This is a genomic window from Nocardia sp. NPDC005825 (assembly GCF_040630175.1).
Taxonomy (GTDB): domain Bacteria; phylum Actinomycetota; class Actinomycetes; order Mycobacteriales; family Mycobacteriaceae; genus Nocardia.
This window is the reverse complement of sequence record NZ_JBEXXC010000003.1, coordinates 408,566-426,640: the sequence shown is the minus strand read 5'-3', so window position 1 is coordinate 426,640 and position 18,075 is coordinate 408,566. Positions and strand designations below refer to the sequence as shown.

The 18,075-nt window shown below is 68.0% G+C and carries 18 protein-coding genes; 10 read left to right on the top strand and 8 right to left on the bottom strand.

Going from position 1 to position 18,075, the window contains the following annotated elements:
* Position 1: 1 nt before the first annotated feature.
* On the bottom strand, positions 2-400 hold the full coding sequence (locus ABZ382_RS10845; RefSeq protein WP_357086718.1) for a hypothetical protein: 399 nt from the start codon (positions 398-400) through the stop codon (positions 2-4).
* A gap of 137 nt (positions 401-537) precedes the next feature.
* On the opposite strand from ABZ382_RS10845, the gene ABZ382_RS10840 reads away from it, so the two are divergent.
* From ABZ382_RS10840 to ABZ382_RS10830, 3 genes are read left to right on the top strand one after another with little or no spacing between them, the layout of a single operon-like run.
* Positions 538-717: a hypothetical protein gene (locus ABZ382_RS10840; RefSeq protein ID WP_357086716.1), complete on the top strand. Its 180-nt coding sequence runs from the start codon at positions 538-540 to the stop codon at positions 715-717.
* A 58-nt stretch (positions 718-775) separates the two neighbouring features.
* Positions 776-1,681, top strand: coding sequence for an SDR family oxidoreductase (locus ABZ382_RS10835; RefSeq protein WP_357086714.1), 906 nt, complete (start codon positions 776-778; stop codon positions 1,679-1,681).
* Between the two features lie 5 nt (positions 1,682-1,686).
* Complete coding sequence (locus ABZ382_RS10830; RefSeq protein WP_357086712.1) at positions 1,687-2,610, top strand: NADP-dependent oxidoreductase; 924 nt, start codon at positions 1,687-1,689, stop codon at positions 2,608-2,610.
* Positions 2,611-2,665: 55 nt separating this feature from the next.
* Here ABZ382_RS10830 and ABZ382_RS10825 read toward each other — a convergent pair whose 3' ends face one another.
* A complete protein-coding gene (locus ABZ382_RS10825; RefSeq protein ID WP_357086710.1) occupies positions 2,666-2,872 on the bottom strand; it encodes a DUF397 domain-containing protein in 207 nt (68 codons plus the stop codon).
* 84 nt (positions 2,873-2,956) lie between these two features.
* The gene (locus tag ABZ382_RS10820) at positions 2,957-3,718 is read right to left on the bottom strand and encodes a hypothetical protein (protein ID WP_357086708.1); all 762 of its coding nucleotides are present in this window, start codon (positions 3,716-3,718) and stop codon (positions 2,957-2,959) included.
* Between the two features lie 339 nt (positions 3,719-4,057).
* Here ABZ382_RS10820 and ABZ382_RS10815 point away from each other — a divergent pair, with 339 nt between their 5' ends.
* On the top strand, positions 4,058-4,936 hold the full coding sequence (locus ABZ382_RS10815) for a DMT family transporter (RefSeq protein ID WP_357086706.1): 879 nt from the start codon (positions 4,058-4,060) through the stop codon (positions 4,934-4,936).
* Here ABZ382_RS10815 and ABZ382_RS10810 read toward each other — a convergent pair.
* Positions 4,933-6,093 carry an AI-2E family transporter gene (locus ABZ382_RS10810; protein WP_357086704.1) on the bottom strand — a complete coding sequence of 387 codons (1,161 nt, stop codon included), beginning with the start codon at positions 6,091-6,093 and terminating at the stop codon, positions 4,933-4,935. The genes ABZ382_RS10815 and ABZ382_RS10810 overlap by 4 nt on opposite strands.
* Before the next feature lie 195 nt (positions 6,094-6,288).
* Here ABZ382_RS10810 and ABZ382_RS10805 point away from each other — a divergent pair, with 195 nt between their 5' ends.
* Positions 6,289-6,948: a PhoU domain-containing protein gene (locus ABZ382_RS10805; protein WP_357086702.1), complete on the top strand. Its 660-nt coding sequence runs from the start codon at positions 6,289-6,291 to the stop codon at positions 6,946-6,948.
* Positions 6,949-7,002: 54 nt separating this feature from the next.
* Here ABZ382_RS10805 and ABZ382_RS10800 read toward each other — a convergent pair whose 3' ends face one another.
* The gene (locus ABZ382_RS10800; RefSeq protein WP_357086700.1) at positions 7,003-7,218 is read right to left on the bottom strand and encodes a hypothetical protein; all 216 of its coding nucleotides are present in this window, start codon (positions 7,216-7,218) and stop codon (positions 7,003-7,005) included.
* On the opposite strand from ABZ382_RS10800, the gene ABZ382_RS10795 reads away from it, so the two are divergent.
* Complete coding sequence (locus tag ABZ382_RS10795) at positions 7,211-9,625, top strand: MFS transporter (RefSeq protein ID WP_357086699.1); 2,415 nt, start codon at positions 7,211-7,213, stop codon at positions 9,623-9,625. The two genes, ABZ382_RS10800 and ABZ382_RS10795, sit on opposite strands and share 8 nt — an antisense overlap.
* A 94-nt stretch (positions 9,626-9,719) precedes the next feature.
* A complete protein-coding gene (locus tag ABZ382_RS10790; RefSeq protein ID WP_357086697.1) occupies positions 9,720-10,604 on the top strand; it encodes an SGNH/GDSL hydrolase family protein in 885 nt (294 codons plus the stop codon).
* A 4-nt stretch (positions 10,605-10,608) separates the two neighbouring features.
* On the opposite strand, the gene ABZ382_RS10785 is transcribed toward ABZ382_RS10790, so the two are convergent.
* A complete protein-coding gene (locus ABZ382_RS10785; protein WP_357086695.1) occupies positions 10,609-12,573 on the bottom strand; it encodes a molybdopterin oxidoreductase family protein in 1,965 nt (654 codons plus the stop codon).
* 215 nt (positions 12,574-12,788) lie between these two features.
* Between ABZ382_RS10785 and ABZ382_RS10780 the strand changes: the two genes are divergently transcribed.
* Positions 12,789-13,166, top strand: a complete 378-nt coding sequence (locus ABZ382_RS10780) for a hypothetical protein (protein WP_357086693.1) — start codon at positions 12,789-12,791, stop codon at positions 13,164-13,166.
* Between the two features lie 240 nt (positions 13,167-13,406).
* Complete coding sequence (locus tag ABZ382_RS10775) at positions 13,407-14,165, top strand: DUF6319 family protein (RefSeq protein WP_357086691.1); 759 nt, start codon at positions 13,407-13,409, stop codon at positions 14,163-14,165.
* 115 nt (positions 14,166-14,280) lie between these two features.
* Here the strand turns inward: ABZ382_RS10775 and ABZ382_RS10770 are convergent, their stop codons facing one another.
* A complete protein-coding gene (locus tag ABZ382_RS10770) occupies positions 14,281-15,798 on the bottom strand; it encodes a GGDEF domain-containing protein (RefSeq protein ID WP_357086689.1) in 1,518 nt (505 codons plus the stop codon).
* Positions 15,799-16,071: 273 nt separating this feature from the next.
* Between ABZ382_RS10770 and galK the strand changes: the two genes are divergently transcribed.
* Positions 16,072-17,184, top strand: coding sequence for a galactokinase (galK, locus tag ABZ382_RS10765; protein WP_357086687.1), 1,113 nt, complete (start codon positions 16,072-16,074; stop codon positions 17,182-17,184).
* A gap of 122 nt (positions 17,185-17,306) precedes the next feature.
* On the opposite strand, the gene ABZ382_RS10760 is transcribed toward galK, so the two are convergent.
* Positions 17,307-18,023 (bottom strand): hypothetical protein, encoded by a 717-nt coding sequence (locus tag ABZ382_RS10760; RefSeq protein WP_357086685.1) that lies wholly within the window; start codon positions 18,021-18,023, stop codon positions 17,307-17,309.
* Between the last annotated feature and the right edge of the window lie 52 nt (positions 18,024-18,075).

Sequence of the window (18,075 nt, the reverse complement as noted above, 5' to 3'; positions counted from 1 at the left end):
CTCAGGCTAGTTGGGCGGCGTCGAACACGACCGGGGGGACATCGGCCTGCTGCTCGTTGTGCCTGCTGCGCCGGATCTTGTTCAGGGCGATCAGGTTCGCGAAGTGCATGCCGCCGAGAACGAGCAGGACCAGGCCGAGTTTGCTGGCGAGCTCCTCGATGGCCACGCGCGCGTCGTCGACCGGGACGCTGATGCGCAAGGCCAGTGCCACGAATCCCGCGTTGACGAGCCAGAACCCGATGACCAACAGATGATTCACCGCCTCGGCGAGGTCGCTGTCCCCGTTCATGACATCCACCAGAAACCGTGCGCCGGTGCGATGCAGGACCCGTGCCACCCAGAAGGTGACCGCCAGGCTGATGGTCGTGTAGGCCGCGTATGTGACGACGACAAGGTTCATTTCCCCAGCTCCTCGCTGATTTGAACGTGTTCAACTAGGAGGCTAGGTCATTTTTTGAACGTGTTCAAGAGTGAGCGTCGCGACAGGAGTGTCGCAGGAGCGGATGTGCGCCAGGTTCGGACGTAGGGTGAGGTCCCGTGGAGTCAGACAGCAAGCTGGAAGATCTGCGGTCAGCGCTCTCCTGCGTTTTCGAGAAGCTCGGTGCCGAGAGCCTCACCGAGCCCGACCGCGTCGAGTTGGTGGCGCGCGCCGAGGTCGTTCAGGAGCAGATCGACGCGATCCAGGACGTCATCGACGACGAGGAGGGGCTGCGATGATCCCGTCCATGGACGAATCGGTCGACCCGCGGATCCGGGAAGCGGCCCTGGACGGCGCGTGAGATCGCCGACGTTCCTCGGCGGCGGCGACGACGAAGTATCGCAATTCGCGCGTCTCCATCAGGTTATCGAATCCGGCGTCTACCACGACCGATACCCGTGCGGTATCGCCGTCCACCCAATCGGTCTTGGACGACCGAACCAGATTTGCCGCATGGTCGACGGTATGAGTGATCGGAAGATCGCGCTGGTGACCGGCGCGAACAAGGGAATCGGATACGAGATCGCCGCGGGCCTGGGCGCTCTCGGCTGGCGAATCGGTGTGGGCGCGAGGGATGAGCAACGCCGCGACATCGCCGTGGAGAAGCTGCGTGCGGCGGGGATCGACGCTTTCGGCGTGCCGCTCGATGTAACCGACGACGCGAGTGTGGCGGCCGCGGCCGAGTTGATCGCCGAGCAAGCCGGAGGGCTCGACGTTCTGGTCAACAATGCCGCGGTCGCCGGCGATCATCCACAGACACCCACCACGGTGGATCCCGCGATCCTGCGGAACGTAGTGGACACCAATGTGATCGGCGTCGTTCGCGTCACCAACGCGATGTTGCCGATGCTGCGCGTGTCTGCCTCTCCGCGCATCGTGAACATGTCCAGCAGCGTCGGTTCTCTCACCCTGCAAACCACGCCCGGCCTGCCCAGTACCGAGATCGGTTCCTTTGCCATCACCGCGTACATGGCATCGAAGACGTTTCTCAACGCCGTCACGATCCAATACGTCAAGGAACTGAGCGACACCAATATCCTGATCAACTCCGGCTGCCCCGGTTTCACCGCCACCGACCTCAACGGCTTCCGAGGCATCCGCACGCCAGAGCAGGGCGCGGCGATCGCGATCCGCCTGGCGACCCTGCCCGACGACGGCCCGACCGGCGGATTCTTCGACGACGCCGGCGTGGTGCCCTGGTGAAGACCATGCCGAAGGCAGTCAGGTACAACGAATTCGGAGGGATCGACGTCCTGCGGATCGACGAGGTCGACCGCCCCGTACCCGGCCCCGGGCAAGTCCTCGTCGAGGTGCGGGCCGCCGGCATCAACCCCGGTGAGGCGGCCATCCGCACCGGCGTGATGGCGCACATCTTCCCCTCGACCTTCCCATCCGGCCAGGGCAGCGATCTCGCCGGAGTCGTCGCCGAAATCGGTTCCGGAGCAGACCGATTCGCAGTCGGCGACGAGGTGATCGGATTCTCCGACCGGCGGTCCGCCCAAGCGGAGCTGGTCCTGGTCGACGTCGACAAACTCGTCCCCAAGCCGAAGAACGTCTCCTGGGAGGTGGCGGGCGGCCTCTACGTCGCCGGCGTGACAGCCTGGGGCGCAGTCCATTCCGTTCAGCTGGAGCCGGGCGAGTGTGTCGTGATCTCCGGAGCAGCCGGAGGAGTCGGCTCCCTCGCCGTCCAACTCGCAAGCCGTACCGGTGCCATGGTCATCGGCCTGGCGAGCAAGCCCAACCACGAGTGGCTGCGACGCCATGGCGTCATCCCCCTCGAGTACGGCGACGCCGTAGCGGACCGCCTGAAGGCCACCGCCCCCAACCGCATCCACGCCTTCATCGACACCCACGGCACCGGCTACGTCGACCTGGCCCTCACCCTCGGGGTTCCCCGCGACCGGATCAACACCATCGCCGACTTCGCAGCAGCCGCGAAACATGGCGTCAAAACCGAGCCCGGCCCCAACCCCAGACCAGGCGCCGAGATCCTCACCGAACTCGCCACCCTGATTGCCGCCGGCCACTTGGAAGTCCCCATCGCAAACGTCTACCCCCTAACGCAGGTCCGCGAGGCCTACACCGAACTCGAACGCAGACACACCCACGGCAAAATCATCCTGAAGCCCTGACCGACACAGCATTTCGGATGCCGCGCGACCACACCTCCGGTATCCCACAGAAGATCTACGGTCGGTCGAACTCGCCGTCTCTGACCCCCAGGGTGAAGACGTCCCACTCGCTGGGGTTGAAGGTAAGGGCCGGTCCGGTGGGGTTTTTGGAGTCGCGGACACCGATTCTGCCGGAGTCGAGGAAAGCGACTTCGACGCATTCGCCTTGGGGTTGGCTGTAGCTGCTTTTGAACCAGTTCGGCACGGGTAGTTCGCTATTCACGCTCGTACTCCTTCGCGATGGTGCAGTGCGGCTTGTCCGATGACCACGTCCATCGCGACGGGGCTGGCCGGGGAAGGGGTCTGGCTATTCGGTGAGGAGTTGTTTGATGACCCATTGTGCTGCTTCGGGTTGCATGGGGAGGGTGGCGTGGGTGGAGGGGCTCGCTTGGGGGTATAGGTCTTCGAAGTAGTCGTTTTCTACGCGGGGGTCGTTGATGAAGGAGGCTGGGCCGGGTGGGGTGAGGACTTGGTCGCGGTGGGTGGCGAGGACTGCGTAGATGACGCCGGGGACGGTTAGTCCGTCGGTGAGGAGGGCTTGGGTGACTTGGGATCCGGCTAGGCAGTCGAGGGCGCCTGCTACTCCGGCGAAGATGGTGGAGCGCAGGGGGTCTGCGGGGTTGTCGAGGATTGCGGTGAGGCCTTCGGGGGAGCCTGGGAGGTCGAGGCCGCCGATCAGGGTGGCGGCGGTTGTGCCTGTGGTGACCGGGGCGAGGTAGGTTGCGCGGTCGACGTGGGGGCCGCCGTGGAGGAATTTCAGGTAGTAGTTCGCTACCAGGGCGCCTGAGGAATGGGCGACGATGTCGACATGGGTGGCTCCGGTGGTGGCGAGCAGTTTCGTGATGAACGCCCCCAGTTGGTCCGCTGACTCCGCTACCGGTGCCGCTGCTTGCATCGGGCCGATGATTCCGTAGCCGAAGATGAAGGGGCAGCCGCCGAGATCTCTTATGCCGGTGGTGATTCCGGACATCTGCATTTCCAGCGTGCCGCGGATGTCTCCGACTGCCCCGAAACCGCCCAGCACCACAACGGGATTCGGTTGGGCCGGTGATGGCACGCAGTCCAGCACCGGTTCGAGTGTGGTCGATGTCAGCGCGGCTCCGAGGCGATGTGGCCGTTCGGAGAGTTGCCCTGTCCCGCTGTGCCGGGCCGGCCCGGAGGTGGACTCTGGTGGTCTGTCGATCGGGGCTGCCCAGGCCGGGGTGACGCTCGAGCCGATCGCGGCCGCCGTGACCGCGACAACGGCGCCGACCCGATTCCACGAGTGTCTCGCTCTCGGCACCGGGTTCGTCTCGGTTGCCGGTCTCGCATCCCTCACCGAAATACTTCGTCGGGCGGCCGAGTTCGGACGACTGGTTCAGCGTGTCGGCGGCGTGCCCTACGCTCCCGGGATCGGAAGGAGTGTGCGGTGAGTAGGCGCGGATGGCTGTTGTTCCTGGGTATGGGCGTTATCTGGGGCGTGCCGTACGCGATGATCCGGGTGGCGGTGGGGGAGTTCGATCCGGTGTTCGTGGCGTTCGGGCGGACGCTGCTGGGTGCGTTGGTGCTGCTGCCGGTCGCGCTGTTCACGAAGGTGCTGTGGCCGGTGTTGCGGGAGTGGCGGTGGGTGCTGGTCTACACGCTGGTCGAGATCACCGGGCCGTGGCTGCTGATCGGGCACGCGGAGACCCGGCTGACCAGTTCGACGGTGGGGCTGCTCATCGCCGCGGTCCCGTTGATCGCGATCGTGATCACCACCCGCCTCGGACACGAGGGTCTCGAGACACGCCGCGTCCTCGGCCTGGTGATCGGCTTCGCGGGTGTGACCGCACTGGTCGGTCTGGATATCGATATGTCGAATCTGGGCGCGCTGGCCGCCATCGGGGTCAGCGTGATCGGCTACGCCCTGGGCCCGATCATCATCGACCGCAAGCTGAAAGAGCTACCGCCGATCGGCGTGGTCACCGCGTCGCTGGTCTTCGCGGCCACCCTGTACCTGCCGTTCGCGCTGTGGCGCCTGCCGTCTCATTTCCCGGCGGCCGCGACCTGGTCGGTGGTCGGGCTGGGCCTGTTGTGCACCGCGCTGGCGTTCGTGGTCTTCTTCGCCCTCATCGGCGAGGTCGGCCCGTCCCGCGCCACGGTCATCACCTACATCAATCCGGCCGTGGCCCTGCTGATCGGCGTCTCGCTGCTGAACGAGCCGCTCACCGCCGGCATGGCGATCGGCTTCCCGCTGGTGATCCTGGGCTCCATCCTGGGCACCGCGCGGGCCAAGCGGCCCGAGGACGCCGTCCCGGTCCGCGCCTAGTCCCCGGACTTCTCGGACTCCTTCGCCGCGGCCTCGTCCAGTTTGCGCTGCTTGCGAGCCCCGCCCTTGCGCTCGATCCGCGGATCCTCGCTGACCTCGTACCGCTTCACGTACTCCCCGAGGAACGCCTGCAAGGTGGCGGTCGCCGGAATGGCCAGCAGCGCCCCCACCGCCCCCAGCAGCGCCCCGCCCATGATCACCGACAGCAGTGCCACCGCCGGATTCACGTCCACCGTCCGCGCGGTGATCCGCGGCTGCAGCACATAGTCCTGAATCCACTGGTAGACCACCACGAACAGCAGAATCCACACCGCGTCGAGCGGTCTGATGGTGAGCGCCACCAGGATCGGCAGCACACCCGCGATATAGGTTCCGATGGTCGGCACGAACGAGGCCACCACACCGAACCAGATGCCCAGCGCCAGCGCGTTGGGTATGTCGAGCAGCCACAGGAACGCCCCGTGCGCGACGGCGGAGATGACCGCCAGCAGCGCCCGCGAATAGAGATACCCACCGGTCTTGTCGATGGCCAGGTCCCAGGCATGCAGCACCGCACCCTGTTTCGCGGGCGGCAGCAGCGAGCACACCGAGCGTCGCAGCTTGGGCCCGTCGGCGGTCATGTACACGCTGAACAGCGCGATGGTGATGAACTGCGCCAGCCCGCCCAGCACCGTGCTCGACAGCCCCCACACATTGTCGGCCGCACGCGCGGCATAGGAACTGATGATGTCCGAGTCCTTGAACAGCCGATCGCGCAACTGATCCAAGGTGAAATTCTGGTGGAATACGCGATTGACCCAATCCACCAATTCGCCGACCAGCCGCGGCAGTTCGCTCACCACATGGGACACGGTCTCGACCAGGAGCACGCCCAGCGTCGCGAGGAATCCCGCGGTGCACGCGAACACGATGACGAACACCAGTCCGGTGGCCAGTCCGCGATTCACCCCGCGCCCGGCGAGCCCGTCCACCGCCGGCTCCATGGCGAGCGACACGAAGAACGCCACCGTCATCATGATCGCGATCCCGATGAGCTGGTGCGCCGCCCAATTGGCGAGCTCGAACAGTCCGAGCAGGGCCAGCGCGAGCACCATGGCGCGGGGGAGCCACGCGGGCATGGCGGTCCGCTGCGGCGGGTCTGGAGTGTCGGCGGCCACCGGGCCAGTCTCGGTTACCGGCGGGTCTTTCCGGTTACGACCCACCGAAGCAGGTCAAATCGAACTTTTGGTGGACAAATCTGACAAATCTGGACGGTCTGTTTACTTCTGATGAACGAAACCGAGACCCATTCGGAGAGAAAGGTTTTCCCGCGATAGTGTGCAGGCATGCGGGAGGGCGGCCAAGATATGCGAGTGCGCACGAAATTCTCCAGCGAACTGATGGCGCTGACCGAGGAGCTCGCGCATATGGCGCAGCTGACACAGGAGGCCTCCGAGCGGGCCACGGCGGCGCTCCTCGGCGCCGACCTGACGGCCGCGTACGAGGTGTTCGCGCTCGAGGAGCAAGTGGAGATCGAGCACGCCAAATGCGAGGACCGGTCGGTCATCCTGCTGGCTCTGGAGGCCCCCGTGGCCCGCGATCTGCGCCAGGTCATCACCGCCATGCAGATCGCCGACGACCTGCTGGCGGTGAGCCGATCGCTGAGCCGCGTCGCCGACGTGGTGGTGCGTCGCTACCCGAACCCGGTGGCCCCCGAGCACGTCCTGGACCTGCTGGTGGAAATGTCCGGCGCGGTCACGCATCTCGCCACCGGCTCGGTGAGAGTCATTGCGGCGCAGAACCCGCCGCGCGACCGCGTGCTGATCCCGCGTGACGAGAACCTGGAGCGCCTGCGCGGCCGCCTGGTGGAGCTCGCCGCCGACGACGGCTGGGCGCACGGCTCGGCCATGGCCATCGACATCGCCCTGCTGGCCCACCACTTCGAGCGCGCGGCCGACCACTGCGTGCGCATCGGCCGCCTCATTCGCTTCTTCCACACCGGCATTCCGCTCTACGCGCAAACGGAGGCGTAACCACCACCTCCTGTGAGGGGCCCCGATCGGCGGGAGTAAGCTGCCCGAATTGCTTCATGGCGAGGTCTTTTCGAGTAGCACCGCACGTACGGCAAGCCGAAATCCGACAAGGGCCCCAAACATGCCAAACAGCTCTACCCAGGCATCGGTATCCACCCCGTCGCGGGTGGCAGCGCCGGTCCGGGTCGCACCGACCACCGAGAAATCAGCGCCGAGCGAGCCCTCGGCGCCGGCCGAGAGAACACTCTCGCACCGCCAGATCATGACCATCCTGTCCGGCCTGCTGCTCGGGGTGTTCCTCGCGGCGCTGGACCAGAACATCGTCAGCGTGGCGATCGTCCGCATCGCCAACAGCCTGCACGGCTTCGACAAACAGGCCTGGGCCACCACCGCCTACCTGATCACCGCCACCATCTCGACGCCGCTCTACGGCAAGCTGGCCGACATCTACGGCCGGAAACCCTGCTACCTCATCGCCATCGGCGTCTTCGTACTCGGCTCGGTGGCCTGCACCTTCGCCACCTCCATGTACCAGCTGGCGGGATTCCGCGCGCTGCAGGGCGTCGGCGCGGGCGGGCTCATGTCGCTGGCCTTCACCATCATCGGCGATATCGTGCCGCCCCGCGAAAGGGTCAGGTACCAGGGCTATTTCATGATGGTCTTCGGCATCGCCACGGTGCTGGGCCCCGTCCTGGGCGGCTTCTTCTCCAACGCCGACCACATCCTCGGACTGTCCGGCTGGCGCTGGGTGTTCCTGGTGAACGTGCCGATCGGCGCGCTCGCGCTGGTGGTGGTCGGCAAGGTGCTCGACGTGCCCTTCGAACGGCACCGCCACCGCACCGACTGGCTCGGGGCGATAACCCTTGCGGCGGGCACGGTTCCGCTGCTCATCGTCGCCCAGCAGGGGCGCGAATGGGGGTGGAGGTCGCAGCACGCGCTGCTCTGCTACGGCATCGCGGCCGCCGGGCTGACCGCCTTCCTCATCGTGGAACTGCTCATGAAGGACTCCGCGCTGATTCCCTTGCGGCTGTTCCGCAGTCGCACCTTCAGCATCGCCATCCTGGGCGGGTTCATCGTCGGCGTCGCCATGTTCGGCGCGATCGTGCTGGTGCCGTTGTACTTCCAGGTGGTGCGCGGGTACTCACCCACGCGCTCCGGGCTTTTCATGCTGCCGCTGGTGCTGGGCATCATGCTGGGCGCGCAACTGTCCGGGCTGGTCACCAAGTTCACCGGGCGCTACAAGGCGCTGCCGATCCTGGGCTCGCTGATCATCGCCGCCGGATCGGTGCTGTTCGCGCTGGTCCGCTTCGACAGCCCGCTGTGGCAGCCGCTGCTGTACTGCGGCGTCATCGGTTTCGGCCTGGGCGGCTGCATGCAGACGCTGATCATCGCCGCCCAGAACGCCGGACCGCGCGCCGACATGGGCGTGTCCACCGCGTCGGCCACCTTCTTCCGGCAGATGGGCGGCACCCTCGGGGTCGCGGTGTTCCTCACCATCCTGTTCAACCTGCTGCCGCGAAAGATCCTGGCGGCCTTCGGCGGTCAGCTGCCACCCGGCTTCGACGCCGCGCAGCTGGGGCGGATCGAGGCCAATACCAGCGGCATCGCGGACCTGCCGGAGCAGGTGCGCACACCCATTCTGACCGGATTCACCCACGCCATGGGCGGGGTGTTCGCGGTGGCCGCCGCCGTCGCGGTGGTGGCGGCGGTCGTGCTGCTGTTCATGAAAGAGATTCCGCTGCAGGACACTCCGGTACCGGTCGCGGTGGCCGAGGAGGAGCTCGTCGAGCCGGAGCTCGAACCGGACCCGGAGTTCGACGCGGAGCCGGAGTTCGTGTTCGAGGAGGCGCCGGGGCTGTCGGTGTCGGGCCGGGTGCACCGGGAGGACGGGCAGTCGGTGCCCGACACCGTGCTCACCCTGATCGACCAGCGCGGACGTCAGGTCTCGCGGGCCGTCGGCGACGCGGACGGCGAGTACCTGATCGGTGCGCCTCGGACGGGCGGGTACGTGCTGATCGTGTCCGCCTACGGCTATCAGCCCGCCGCGGTGAGCATTTCGGTCGGTAGCCGCCCGCATCGGCTCGATGTCGCCCTGCTCGGCTCCGGCGAGGTGTCGGGCGTCGTGCGGTCGGCGGGCCGGGGCGCGCCGCTCGGCGACGCGACCATCACCCTGACCGATCACTTCGGTGACGTGGTCGGCTCGGCCGTCACCACCGCCGACGGCGACTTCATCTGCCGCGGCGTGCTGGCCGGGACCTACACGCTGGTCGCGGTGGCCGAGCACATGCGGCCGTCCGCGGTCACCCTCACCGTGCCCGACAGCGGAATGCTGCGCCACGACATCGAACTCGCGCCGCGCGCGGTCCTGGCCGGATCGGCATGCAACGAGCGCGGCGACGGCATCCCCGACGCCCAGATCACCGTGCTCGACGAGGCCGGGGACCTGATCGCTGTCACCCGCACCGACGACACCGGCCACTACGTGGTGCCGGATCTCGCCGAGGGCCGCTACACCGTGATGGCCCGCGGCTATCCGGCCGCCTTCAGCCGGGTCACCGTGGCGGACGGCGAAGTGGCGCACGATGTCCTGCTCGGGTACGAGCGGATGGAGGCGGCGAGCGTCGACCGCAGGGAGATGGTGGGCGCGGAGCTGCGGGAGGTGGCGGACCGGGTTTGAGACTTCGGCGAGCAGGACGACGGTCCAACTGCTAGGTTCCGCACTGAAAACAGTCCCCTCTTCGGTATTGGGACTGATCCAGGGGAGACCAGACATGAAGACCTCGCGCGCACTGCTCACCGCCGCCGCCCTCGCCGCCGTCCTGCCCGCGGGGGCCGCGTCCGCCGAACCGCCCGCCGCCACGATCAACGAATATGTGGCCCTGGGCGACTCCTGGGCCGCCGACGCCACCCTCAGCCAGCTCAGCACCGCGTTCACCCCCGCGCCCTGCGCGCAGAGCGCCCACAACTACGCCAAACAGGTGGCCGCGGCGCTGGCCGTGCCGGTCTTCCGCGACGCCACCTGCGGCGGCGCGGTCACCGCCAATATGACCCAGCCGCAGCACACCGCGCTCGGGTCCAACGCACCACAGTTCGACTCGCTGACCGAGTCGACCGACCTGGTCACCCTCGAAATCGGCGGCAACGACGCGAATCTGGCGGCCATCGTCACCGACTGCATCACCCTCGACCCCGCCATCAGCCCCTGCCTGAACTCGATGGTCGCCGACGGCGTCGACCGGATGTCGCAGAACATCGCCCGGACCGAGCCGCGCGTGGCCGCCACCATCGCGGGCATTCGCGAACGCGCGCCGCACGCCCGCATCCTGCTGCTCGACTACTTCGAGGGCATCGGCCTCGACGGCGGCTGCTGGCCGGTCATCCCGATCTCCGACGGCGACGCGGTCTGGCTGGGGCAGAAGCTGATCGAACTGCACACCATGCTAGAACGGGTCGCCTCGAGCACGGGAGTCGAATTCGTCGACACCTACGCCGGCAGCGCGGGCCACGACGCCTGTCAGCCCGTCGGCACCCGCTGGGTGGAGGGGCTGCTGCCGTTCTCCGGCAACCCGGTCGGCCTCGCCGTCCCCTTCCACCCCAACCAGCTGGGCGCGGACTATCAGGCCCGGCGGGTGCTGGAGCAGCTCGCCGCGTCCTGACCGCTCAGTTCCGGGGGCGGATCCACACCCGGTTGTCGTGGAACACCGCGCCACCGCCGAAATCCGAATCCCGTTCGGCGACGGTGGCGTTGACGGTCGCGCCGCCGGAATGCTTGGCCCAGCGGCCCTTCGGGGTCGCGGCCACACCCGGGCGGACCATGTCCGAGACCTCGGCGAGGGCCTCGAAACTGCCGCGGTCATTGCCGACGGTCACCGGATCGCCGTCGGCGATACCCCGCGCGGCCGCGTCGTCCGGATGGATGGCGACGCGGAGTTCGCCTGCGCGGCGACGCAATTCGGGATTCGAACCGAACCCGGTATTGAGGAAGTAGTGTGACGCCGCCGAGATGAGCACCAGGCCGTCACCGGGATCCGCGGGCGGGGTGTATCCGGCCACCGGATCGTGTCCCACCGCCGCCACCTGGTCCGAGACGAACCGGAGCTTGCCGTCGGGCACCGGGCCCGGCTCGATCTTCAGGAACCCGTCCGCGCGCAGCCGGTCCACGTCGTACTGTTTCAGCAGCTGGTTCGCCAGCTCCTCATCGGACTCGTAGAGCGCCGGCTCGGTCAGCCCCATGCGCCGGGCCAGCCGCCGGAAGGTCTCGGTGGTGGGCAGGCATTCGCCGGGCGGGGCCACGGCGGGCTCGTTCCAGACCAGATACAGATTGCCGTAGGCGGCCAGCACATCGAGGTGCTCGGGCTGCATGGTGGCCGGGAGGACGATATCGGCGTAGTCGACCGTGTCGGTCGGGAAGTGCTCCAGCACCACGGTGAACAGATCCTCGCGCGACAGGCCCTCGACCACCCGGCGCTGATCGGGGTTGGAGCCCACCGGATTTGCGCTGATCACGAACAACGCGTGCACCGGAGGACCGTCCGGGGCCAGCAGCGCCTCACCCATCCGCGTCATCGACAGCGTGCGCACGGGATGCGGCAGCAGATCGAAACGGGTCAGGGCGTCGATGTCCAGGCGGAAGTGGCCGCTGGTCGAATAGTGCAGCCCGCCACCGGGAATCGCCCAGTCGCCGGTGACGCCGGGCAGACAGGCCAGGGTGCGCAGCGCCATACCGCCGCCCGCGTGCCGCTGCATACCCTGCGAGGCGCGGATGGCGGTGGGGCGGGTGGTGGCGATCCGTTCGCCGAGCGCCACGATGCGCTCCACCGGCACGCCGGTGATGGCGGCGGCCCGCTCGGGCGGGTACTCGGCGATGCGGGCGCGGAATTCGGGCCAGCCCTCGGTGTGGTCGGCCAGGAACTCCTCGTCCTGCGCGCCCAGCCCGACGATCACGTGCATGAGGCCCAGCGCGAGCGCGGCATCGGTGCCCGGCAGCGGGGCGAGATGCTCGTCACAGCGTTCGGCGGTCTTGGTGCGCACCGGGTCGATGGCGACGGTGTACGCGCCGCTGTCCTGGATGAACTTCCAGACGTGATGGCCGGAGGTGAGCGGATTGGTGCCCCACAACAGGATCAGCTTCGACTTCGCCAGGTCCTCGGGATCCATGCCGCCGGATGTGCCCAGCGTGTACCGCAACCCGACCGTGCCCGCGACGGAGCAGATGGTCGGGTCGTGCCCGGACGCGCCGAGCGCATTGAAGAAACGCCGCCCGGAAAGACCCTCCAGCCCTTGGATGAAGCCGAGGCTGCCGGTGCCGTGGAACGGCCACACCGCTTCCCCGCCGTGCTCGGCGATGACCGCGGTGAGACGGGTGGCGATCTCGTCGAGCGCTTCGTCCCAGCTGATCGGCTCGAAGCGGCCCTCGCCCTTGCGGCCGACGCGGCGCAGCGGACGGGTGAGGCGTTCAGGGGAGTGGACCTGCTCGAGGTAGCGGTTCACCTTGACGCACAGCGCGCCCCGGGTGACCGGATGCTCCTTGTTGCCGCGCAGGCCGGCGGCCTGGCCGTCCTGGACGTCCACCACCCAGGAGCAGGCGTCGGGGCAGTCGAGGGGGCATGCTCCCAGTACCTTCACGTACTAGATCGTATGCAGGGGCTCCGACACCCGCGAAAGGCGAGGATACGGCCGGTTTTCCAGTGCGACACGCCTATGCCGTCATGTGACGACACGCGGTCGAGCTGGGGTAGTCTCGGCCCGCGGCTAATCAGCCGCAACAGGAGTGCGGGGGCGGAAGTGCGCGGTGGAATGGGAGATTCATGATCACCCCCGGCCGAGGTCTAGTCGGTGTCGTGTCAGGTTGCGCGGCGCTACTGACCGGCTGTGCGCACGGCGGACACGCTGAACCCACGCACGCGCACCAGTCCAATGCCGAGCAGTCCGTCGGTGATACCGCCGAAATGCAGCGCAGCGCCTTCGTCACCGCCTGCGCGGGCACCTCCGCGGGCTGGCAGGCGACCGCCGTGGTCAGCAACCGCGATGTGGTGGAGCACCGGTATCTGGTGGTGATCAGCTTCCAGACGCCCGAGTCCGCGGATCTGGAACGCACGCGCACCGAGGTATTGGTGGCGCCCGGCGCGACCCAGGACTTCACCACCGAGACGCTGCTGGATCCGGTGGCCCGGCCACAGACCGTGCGGTGTGTGCTGCGTGGTGTCGAGCAGCTCTGATCGATACTCGCTATTCGGGCGCGGGTCGGATGGGTCCGTCACGAAAGTTGCGCGGGGACAGGGGCGGACGCCTAGGATCACCAGCGCCGGCCATGCTCCGTGGGCCGCACCAGTAGGAATAGCTGAAGGATCACTGACCGTGCGTGGGTGACCAGGCGCGTTCTCCGGATGTGGATTTGTCGGTGCCATGGTGCATGCTCTTGGCACGCAGCTGTCCGCCCCGTCCGCCCCGGAGTGCCCATGTCGACCCGTACCAAGCCACAGCCCTTGTCGGATACCGAGATTCGGGAGATCGCCGCGGAAATCGACGCTGGCAGACCGCCTATGGTGTGGTTCACCGCGGCGGCGGTCGGTGTCCCGGAAGGTCGTTCCGGCAAGGTGATGTCCCTCGGTGATCCGTCCGAGGGCGATTTCCTGCAGGTGAAGCCGACGGGCTCGAAGGACGTGCTGTCCTTCGGTCCCACCGAGGTGACCCTGTCCAAGCCGGCCCGGCAGAACCCGGCCAAGCCGGCCGCCGCGCCGGCGTCCGCCGCCAAACCGGCGAGTGCAACCCCCAGAACGGCAACCAGGAAGGAACCGACCGTGACGATGTCGTCCCCCGCGACGATGCCGGCCGCCGCGCCGAGCACCCCGCCCGCTCCGGAAGCCACCCCGCAGCCGGCCGGCGAGCCCGCCGCCGAGGCCAAGAAGGCCTCGCGCCCGGCCCGCAATGCCGCCGCCGCCGCGAAGAAGCCGAAGACGCCCGAGGTGACGGTCACCCTCAGTGGCACCGCCGAAGGCGAGTGGACCCTCGATGTCGTGAATGGCAAGAAGCGCGCCATCAAGGGCCTGGTGGTCACCAGTTCCGCTGTCGCCCAGGCAGCCAAGATCCTGCATCCCGAATTCGCCGAGGTCGTCGACTCCATCCACGAGTCGGTCCGGTCCGCCCAGCAGGCCAAGGTGGAGCAGTTACAGGCCGAACTCGAGTCGGCCCGCCGGCTTTTGGAAGACCTGGCCTGAGCGGCGTCCGACCGGCTCGAGCGTCCGCGTTCGGGCCCGATGGTTCGGACTCCGGCCTGAAGGCCGACGGCCCAACCCTTTTCGTGTGGGTTGGGCCACAACTCCTACCGCGTGCTCACACCGCGGATTCGCGCTGCCAGGTGCGTGGGCCCGCCTCGGGGCGGTTGCGCCGCAAGTCGTCGTGGAAGATGTAGCCGAGGGAGTATTCCTTGGCGTGGTACATGGCCGAATCGGCCTCGCGCAGTAGCTCGTAGACGGTGGTCTCGGTCTCGCGCGGTTTGGAGCACGCGATGCCGATACTGGCCGCGATACGCACCTCGGCCGCGCTCAACTCGAATGGTTCGCCCAGCGTGGCCAGCAGGCGTTCGGCCAGCTGCAGGGCGTGCGGCCGGGCCAGCGGGGCCAGCACCACGAATTCGTCTCCGCCGTAGCGGGCGGCCGCGTCGTCGCGGCGGATCACCCGGCGGATCCGGGCCGCCGCATTGGCGATGAGTTCGTCACCCACCGCGTGCCCGTAGTTGTCGTTGACCCGCTTGAATCCGTCCAGGTCGATGAACAGCAGTGCCAGGGGCTGTCCGGCCCACCGGTCCCGATTACGATGCAGCGCCCGCAGCAGGGCGGCGCGGTTCAGGAGTCCGGTGAGCATGTCGTGGTCTGCCTGATACTGCGCGCGCCGCTCGCTGCGGGCGCTGCGTTCGATGGCGCGCTCGCTGCGTAGCAGCACTCCGGCTAGTAGGAGTGCGAACAGCGACGAGACCACGATGCGGTCCAGGGTGTCCAGACTGGAGCCGACCACCGGTACCAGCGAGGCCACGATCATGACGATGGCGATGATGCTGGCCCGCTGCCGGGACCGGTGCGGGTGGATATCGCGCGGCCCGCCGAGCACCACCATGCTGGGGTGCAGCGCGGCCGCGCCGATCAGCGTGAATCCCAGCTGCAAGGGCAGCAATTGGATCTGGCGGCCGATCACCGCCGAGCCCGCGGTCTCCAGGTTGTAGGCCAGGTCACCGGCGAGGATCACCAGCATGGCCAGATGCACCAGGCGCAGTGAGGTTTCCGAACGCGCCGAGGTGATCACCGAATGCACGATCACCGTGAGCAGCAGCGCGTCCACGATCGGGTCCGCGACACAGGTGATGGTGGTGAAGTCCAGGTCCCGGGACATGTGCAGCACCGGCGAGATGAGGAAGGTCCACGACAGCAGCAGCGCGCCCAGCCCGATCAGCCCGGAATCGAGCAGCAGATCGTGGTCGGTGCTGTTCTGGCGCGGGCGCAACCACAGCACCGCCGCCACTCCGACACAGCAGTAGCCGCTGAGGGTGAACAGGTCGTCGAAGGGGTGCCGCTGGGAGTCGGAGACGTGACGCAGGGCGGTGCCGATGGCGAATTGCACGGCGGCCGCGGAAAGCAGGTACCACGGCAGCGGATGGCGGGGGCGGAACTTGCGCACCCCCATGCCGATCATGGTGAGACTGATGGCCACCGACACGAACAGCGTGCCCAGCGCCACGGCCTTGGAATCGATCACCAGGGGTAGGCCGAGAATCAGTACGCCGCAGATGAACAGGACGGTGCGCCAGCAGATGTTGAAGCGTCGCGGCCGTTCGGCCGGTTGTACTTCTGTTCCCACCAGCCCCCCTGTCCGAGCAGTACTCGAAAAGACACCGCCGATCATCAACCGTGTGTGTTGCGGTACGAGCATAGGTCCCCGCACTGCGGTGGCAGAGTGCCCGGTCGAGAAAGGCGCTGCCACTTATTGGGCAACCGAACCGATCATGACATGAAAGCGGGCGGTCCGGATGGGAGTTCGGCGAACCCGCAGGGCCGCTTTCGGGAGACTCGCTATGCTCCCCGCAGATCGAACCGTACGCCCCGCACGCCCCGGTGAAGAGGAGCCCGACACGTGGAATCGACAGCGGGACGCTGGTGGGCGCCAGGGCGGGTCAACCTGATCGGCGAGCACACCGACTACAACGACGGGTACGTCCTGCCCCTCGCGCTGCCGCTGGGTACGACCTGCACCGCGCGGGCCAGACCGGACGGCGTGCTGCGCATCGCATCCGAGCAGGCGCCCGGCGACACGATCGACACCACCACCGCCGACCTCTCCACCGCGGGCTGGTCCCACTTCCCGGCGTGGTCCCGCTACCCCTTGGGCGTGATCCGGGAATTCGAGCGCCGTGGCCACGAGATCCCCGGCATGGACATCGGCCTCGACAGCACCGTCCCGATCGGCGCGGGCCTGTCCTCCTCGGCCGCCCTGACCTGTTCGGTCGCCATCGCGGTGCGGGATCTGTTCGCCCCCAGCGTCTCCACCGCCGAACTCATCGACATCACCCGCACCGCCGAGAACGTCTACGCGGGCGTCCCCACCGGCGCCCTCGACCAATCCGCCGCGCTGCTCTGCACGCCCGGCCACCTCCTCTTCCTCGACACCCGCATCGGCAAGACCGAACACATCCCGTTCGACCTCGCGCGCTACGGCCTCACCCTGCTCATCGTCGACACCGGCGCCCCGCACCGCCTCATGGACAGCGCCTACGCCACCCGCCGAGCCGAATGTGCCGCCGCCGCAGCCCAACTGGACGTCCCCACCCTCCGCGACGTCCCCACCGCCGCCGAGATCGACCGCCTCCCCGACCCGGTCCTCCGCCGCCGCGCCCGCCACGTGATCACCGAAAACGCCCGCGTCCTGCGAATAACCGAACAATTGCGCTCCACCACCGACCCCCGCACCATCGCCCACCTCCTCACCGCCGGCCACACCTCCCTCCGAGACGACTTCGAAGTCTCCGCCCCACCCCTCGAAACAGCCGTGGCCGCGGCCCTCACCGCCAGCGCCCACGGCGCCCGCCTCACCGGCGCCGGCTTCGGCGGCAGCATCCTCGCCCTCATCGACGAGAACCGAGTTGTCCCGGTCTCCCGCCGGATTCGAGAAGCCTTGATCGCCAAGGGATTCCCCAGCCCCCACATCTTCACCGCCATACCGTCCGCCGGTGCCCACCGCCTGGCCTGACCGGTGCCGCACGGCGATGACCAGGCGGTCGCGGGAGTGCTGAGGCCGTGAACGCGGGGAGATCTGTTGCCCGCCACCGGATCGCGGATGCGGGGATCGGGTGGCGGGCAGCGGGTTTCGGGTTACTTCGCCGGCTGGATCGTCGGCTGGGTGATCGTCGTGAAGTACTGGACGGCGGCGGCGACGGCGACCGGGGCGGTCACGAGGACCTGTCCGGCGATGGTGCCGAGGAAACCGACGGCGCTCGCGCCGATGAGGCAGCCGGTGCCCGCCGCGCCCAGGAGGGGGACGAAGAGGGCGGCCAGCAGTCCGGCGGAGCCGATGGTGACCAGGCTCGCGCCCGCGACGCCGCCGATCAGGCAGCCGAGGGCCGCGCCGCCGAGGCCGCCGGTGAGGGTGCCGATGGTGGCGCCCATGGACAGGGTGCTGGTCATGCGGCTCCAGGCGGCCTGCTCACGCTCGTAGTCGGTCTTCCAGGGAGCGCTGTTCTCGAAGGGGAGGGCGACCGGCTGGTAGGTGGCGTGCGCGAGGTCGATCTGGGGGGTCAGGGTGGCGACACGGTCCTTGATCTCGGTGGCGACGGGGAAGACGAAATCGTCCACGCGGACCGACAACTCGGTGCCGGCGACGGTGGTGCCGTCCGCACCCTTGATCTTGAACACGCCGTTCTCGACGCCCATGGAACCGGCGTCGGTACGAATGACCACGTCCTTCTCGCCGGCGGTGGCGGTGTAGTTGATGGCGTCCGCGGGGGCGGGCGCGGCGTTCACGGTTCCGGCGGTGACACCCAGGGCGGTGGTCACGAGGGCGGCGGACACGGCGAACTTGTTGAGCTTCATCAGGTTTCGATCTTTCGTTGGTGCGGCAGGGTCCGCACGAGAGGACGCAGGT

What these genes read in the sequence shown, in the direction of transcription:
- ABZ382_RS10830 (WP_357086712.1), top strand. Translation starts at nt 1,687, where the DNA reads ATGCCGAAGGCAGTCAGGTACAACGAATTCGGAGGGATCGACGTCCTG.
- ABZ382_RS10800 (WP_357086700.1), bottom strand. Translation starts at nt 7,218, where the DNA reads ATGGTCATGATCTGGCGGTGCGAGAGTGTTCTCTCGGCCGGCGCCGAG.
- ABZ382_RS10845 (WP_357086718.1), bottom strand. Translation starts at nt 400, where the DNA reads ATGAACCTTGTCGTCGTCACATACGCGGCCTACACGACCATCAGCCTG.
- ABZ382_RS10775 (WP_357086691.1), top strand. Translation starts at nt 13,407, where the DNA reads ATGTCGACCCGTACCAAGCCACAGCCCTTGTCGGATACCGAGATTCGG.
- ABZ382_RS10790 (WP_357086697.1), top strand. Translation starts at nt 9,720, where the DNA reads ATGAAGACCTCGCGCGCACTGCTCACCGCCGCCGCCCTCGCCGCCGTC.
- ABZ382_RS10760 (WP_357086685.1), bottom strand. Translation starts at nt 18,023, where the DNA reads ATGAAGCTCAACAAGTTCGCCGTGTCCGCCGCCCTCGTGACCACCGCC.
- ABZ382_RS10795 (WP_357086699.1), top strand. Translation starts at nt 7,211, where the DNA reads ATGACCATCCTGTCCGGCCTGCTGCTCGGGGTGTTCCTCGCGGCGCTG.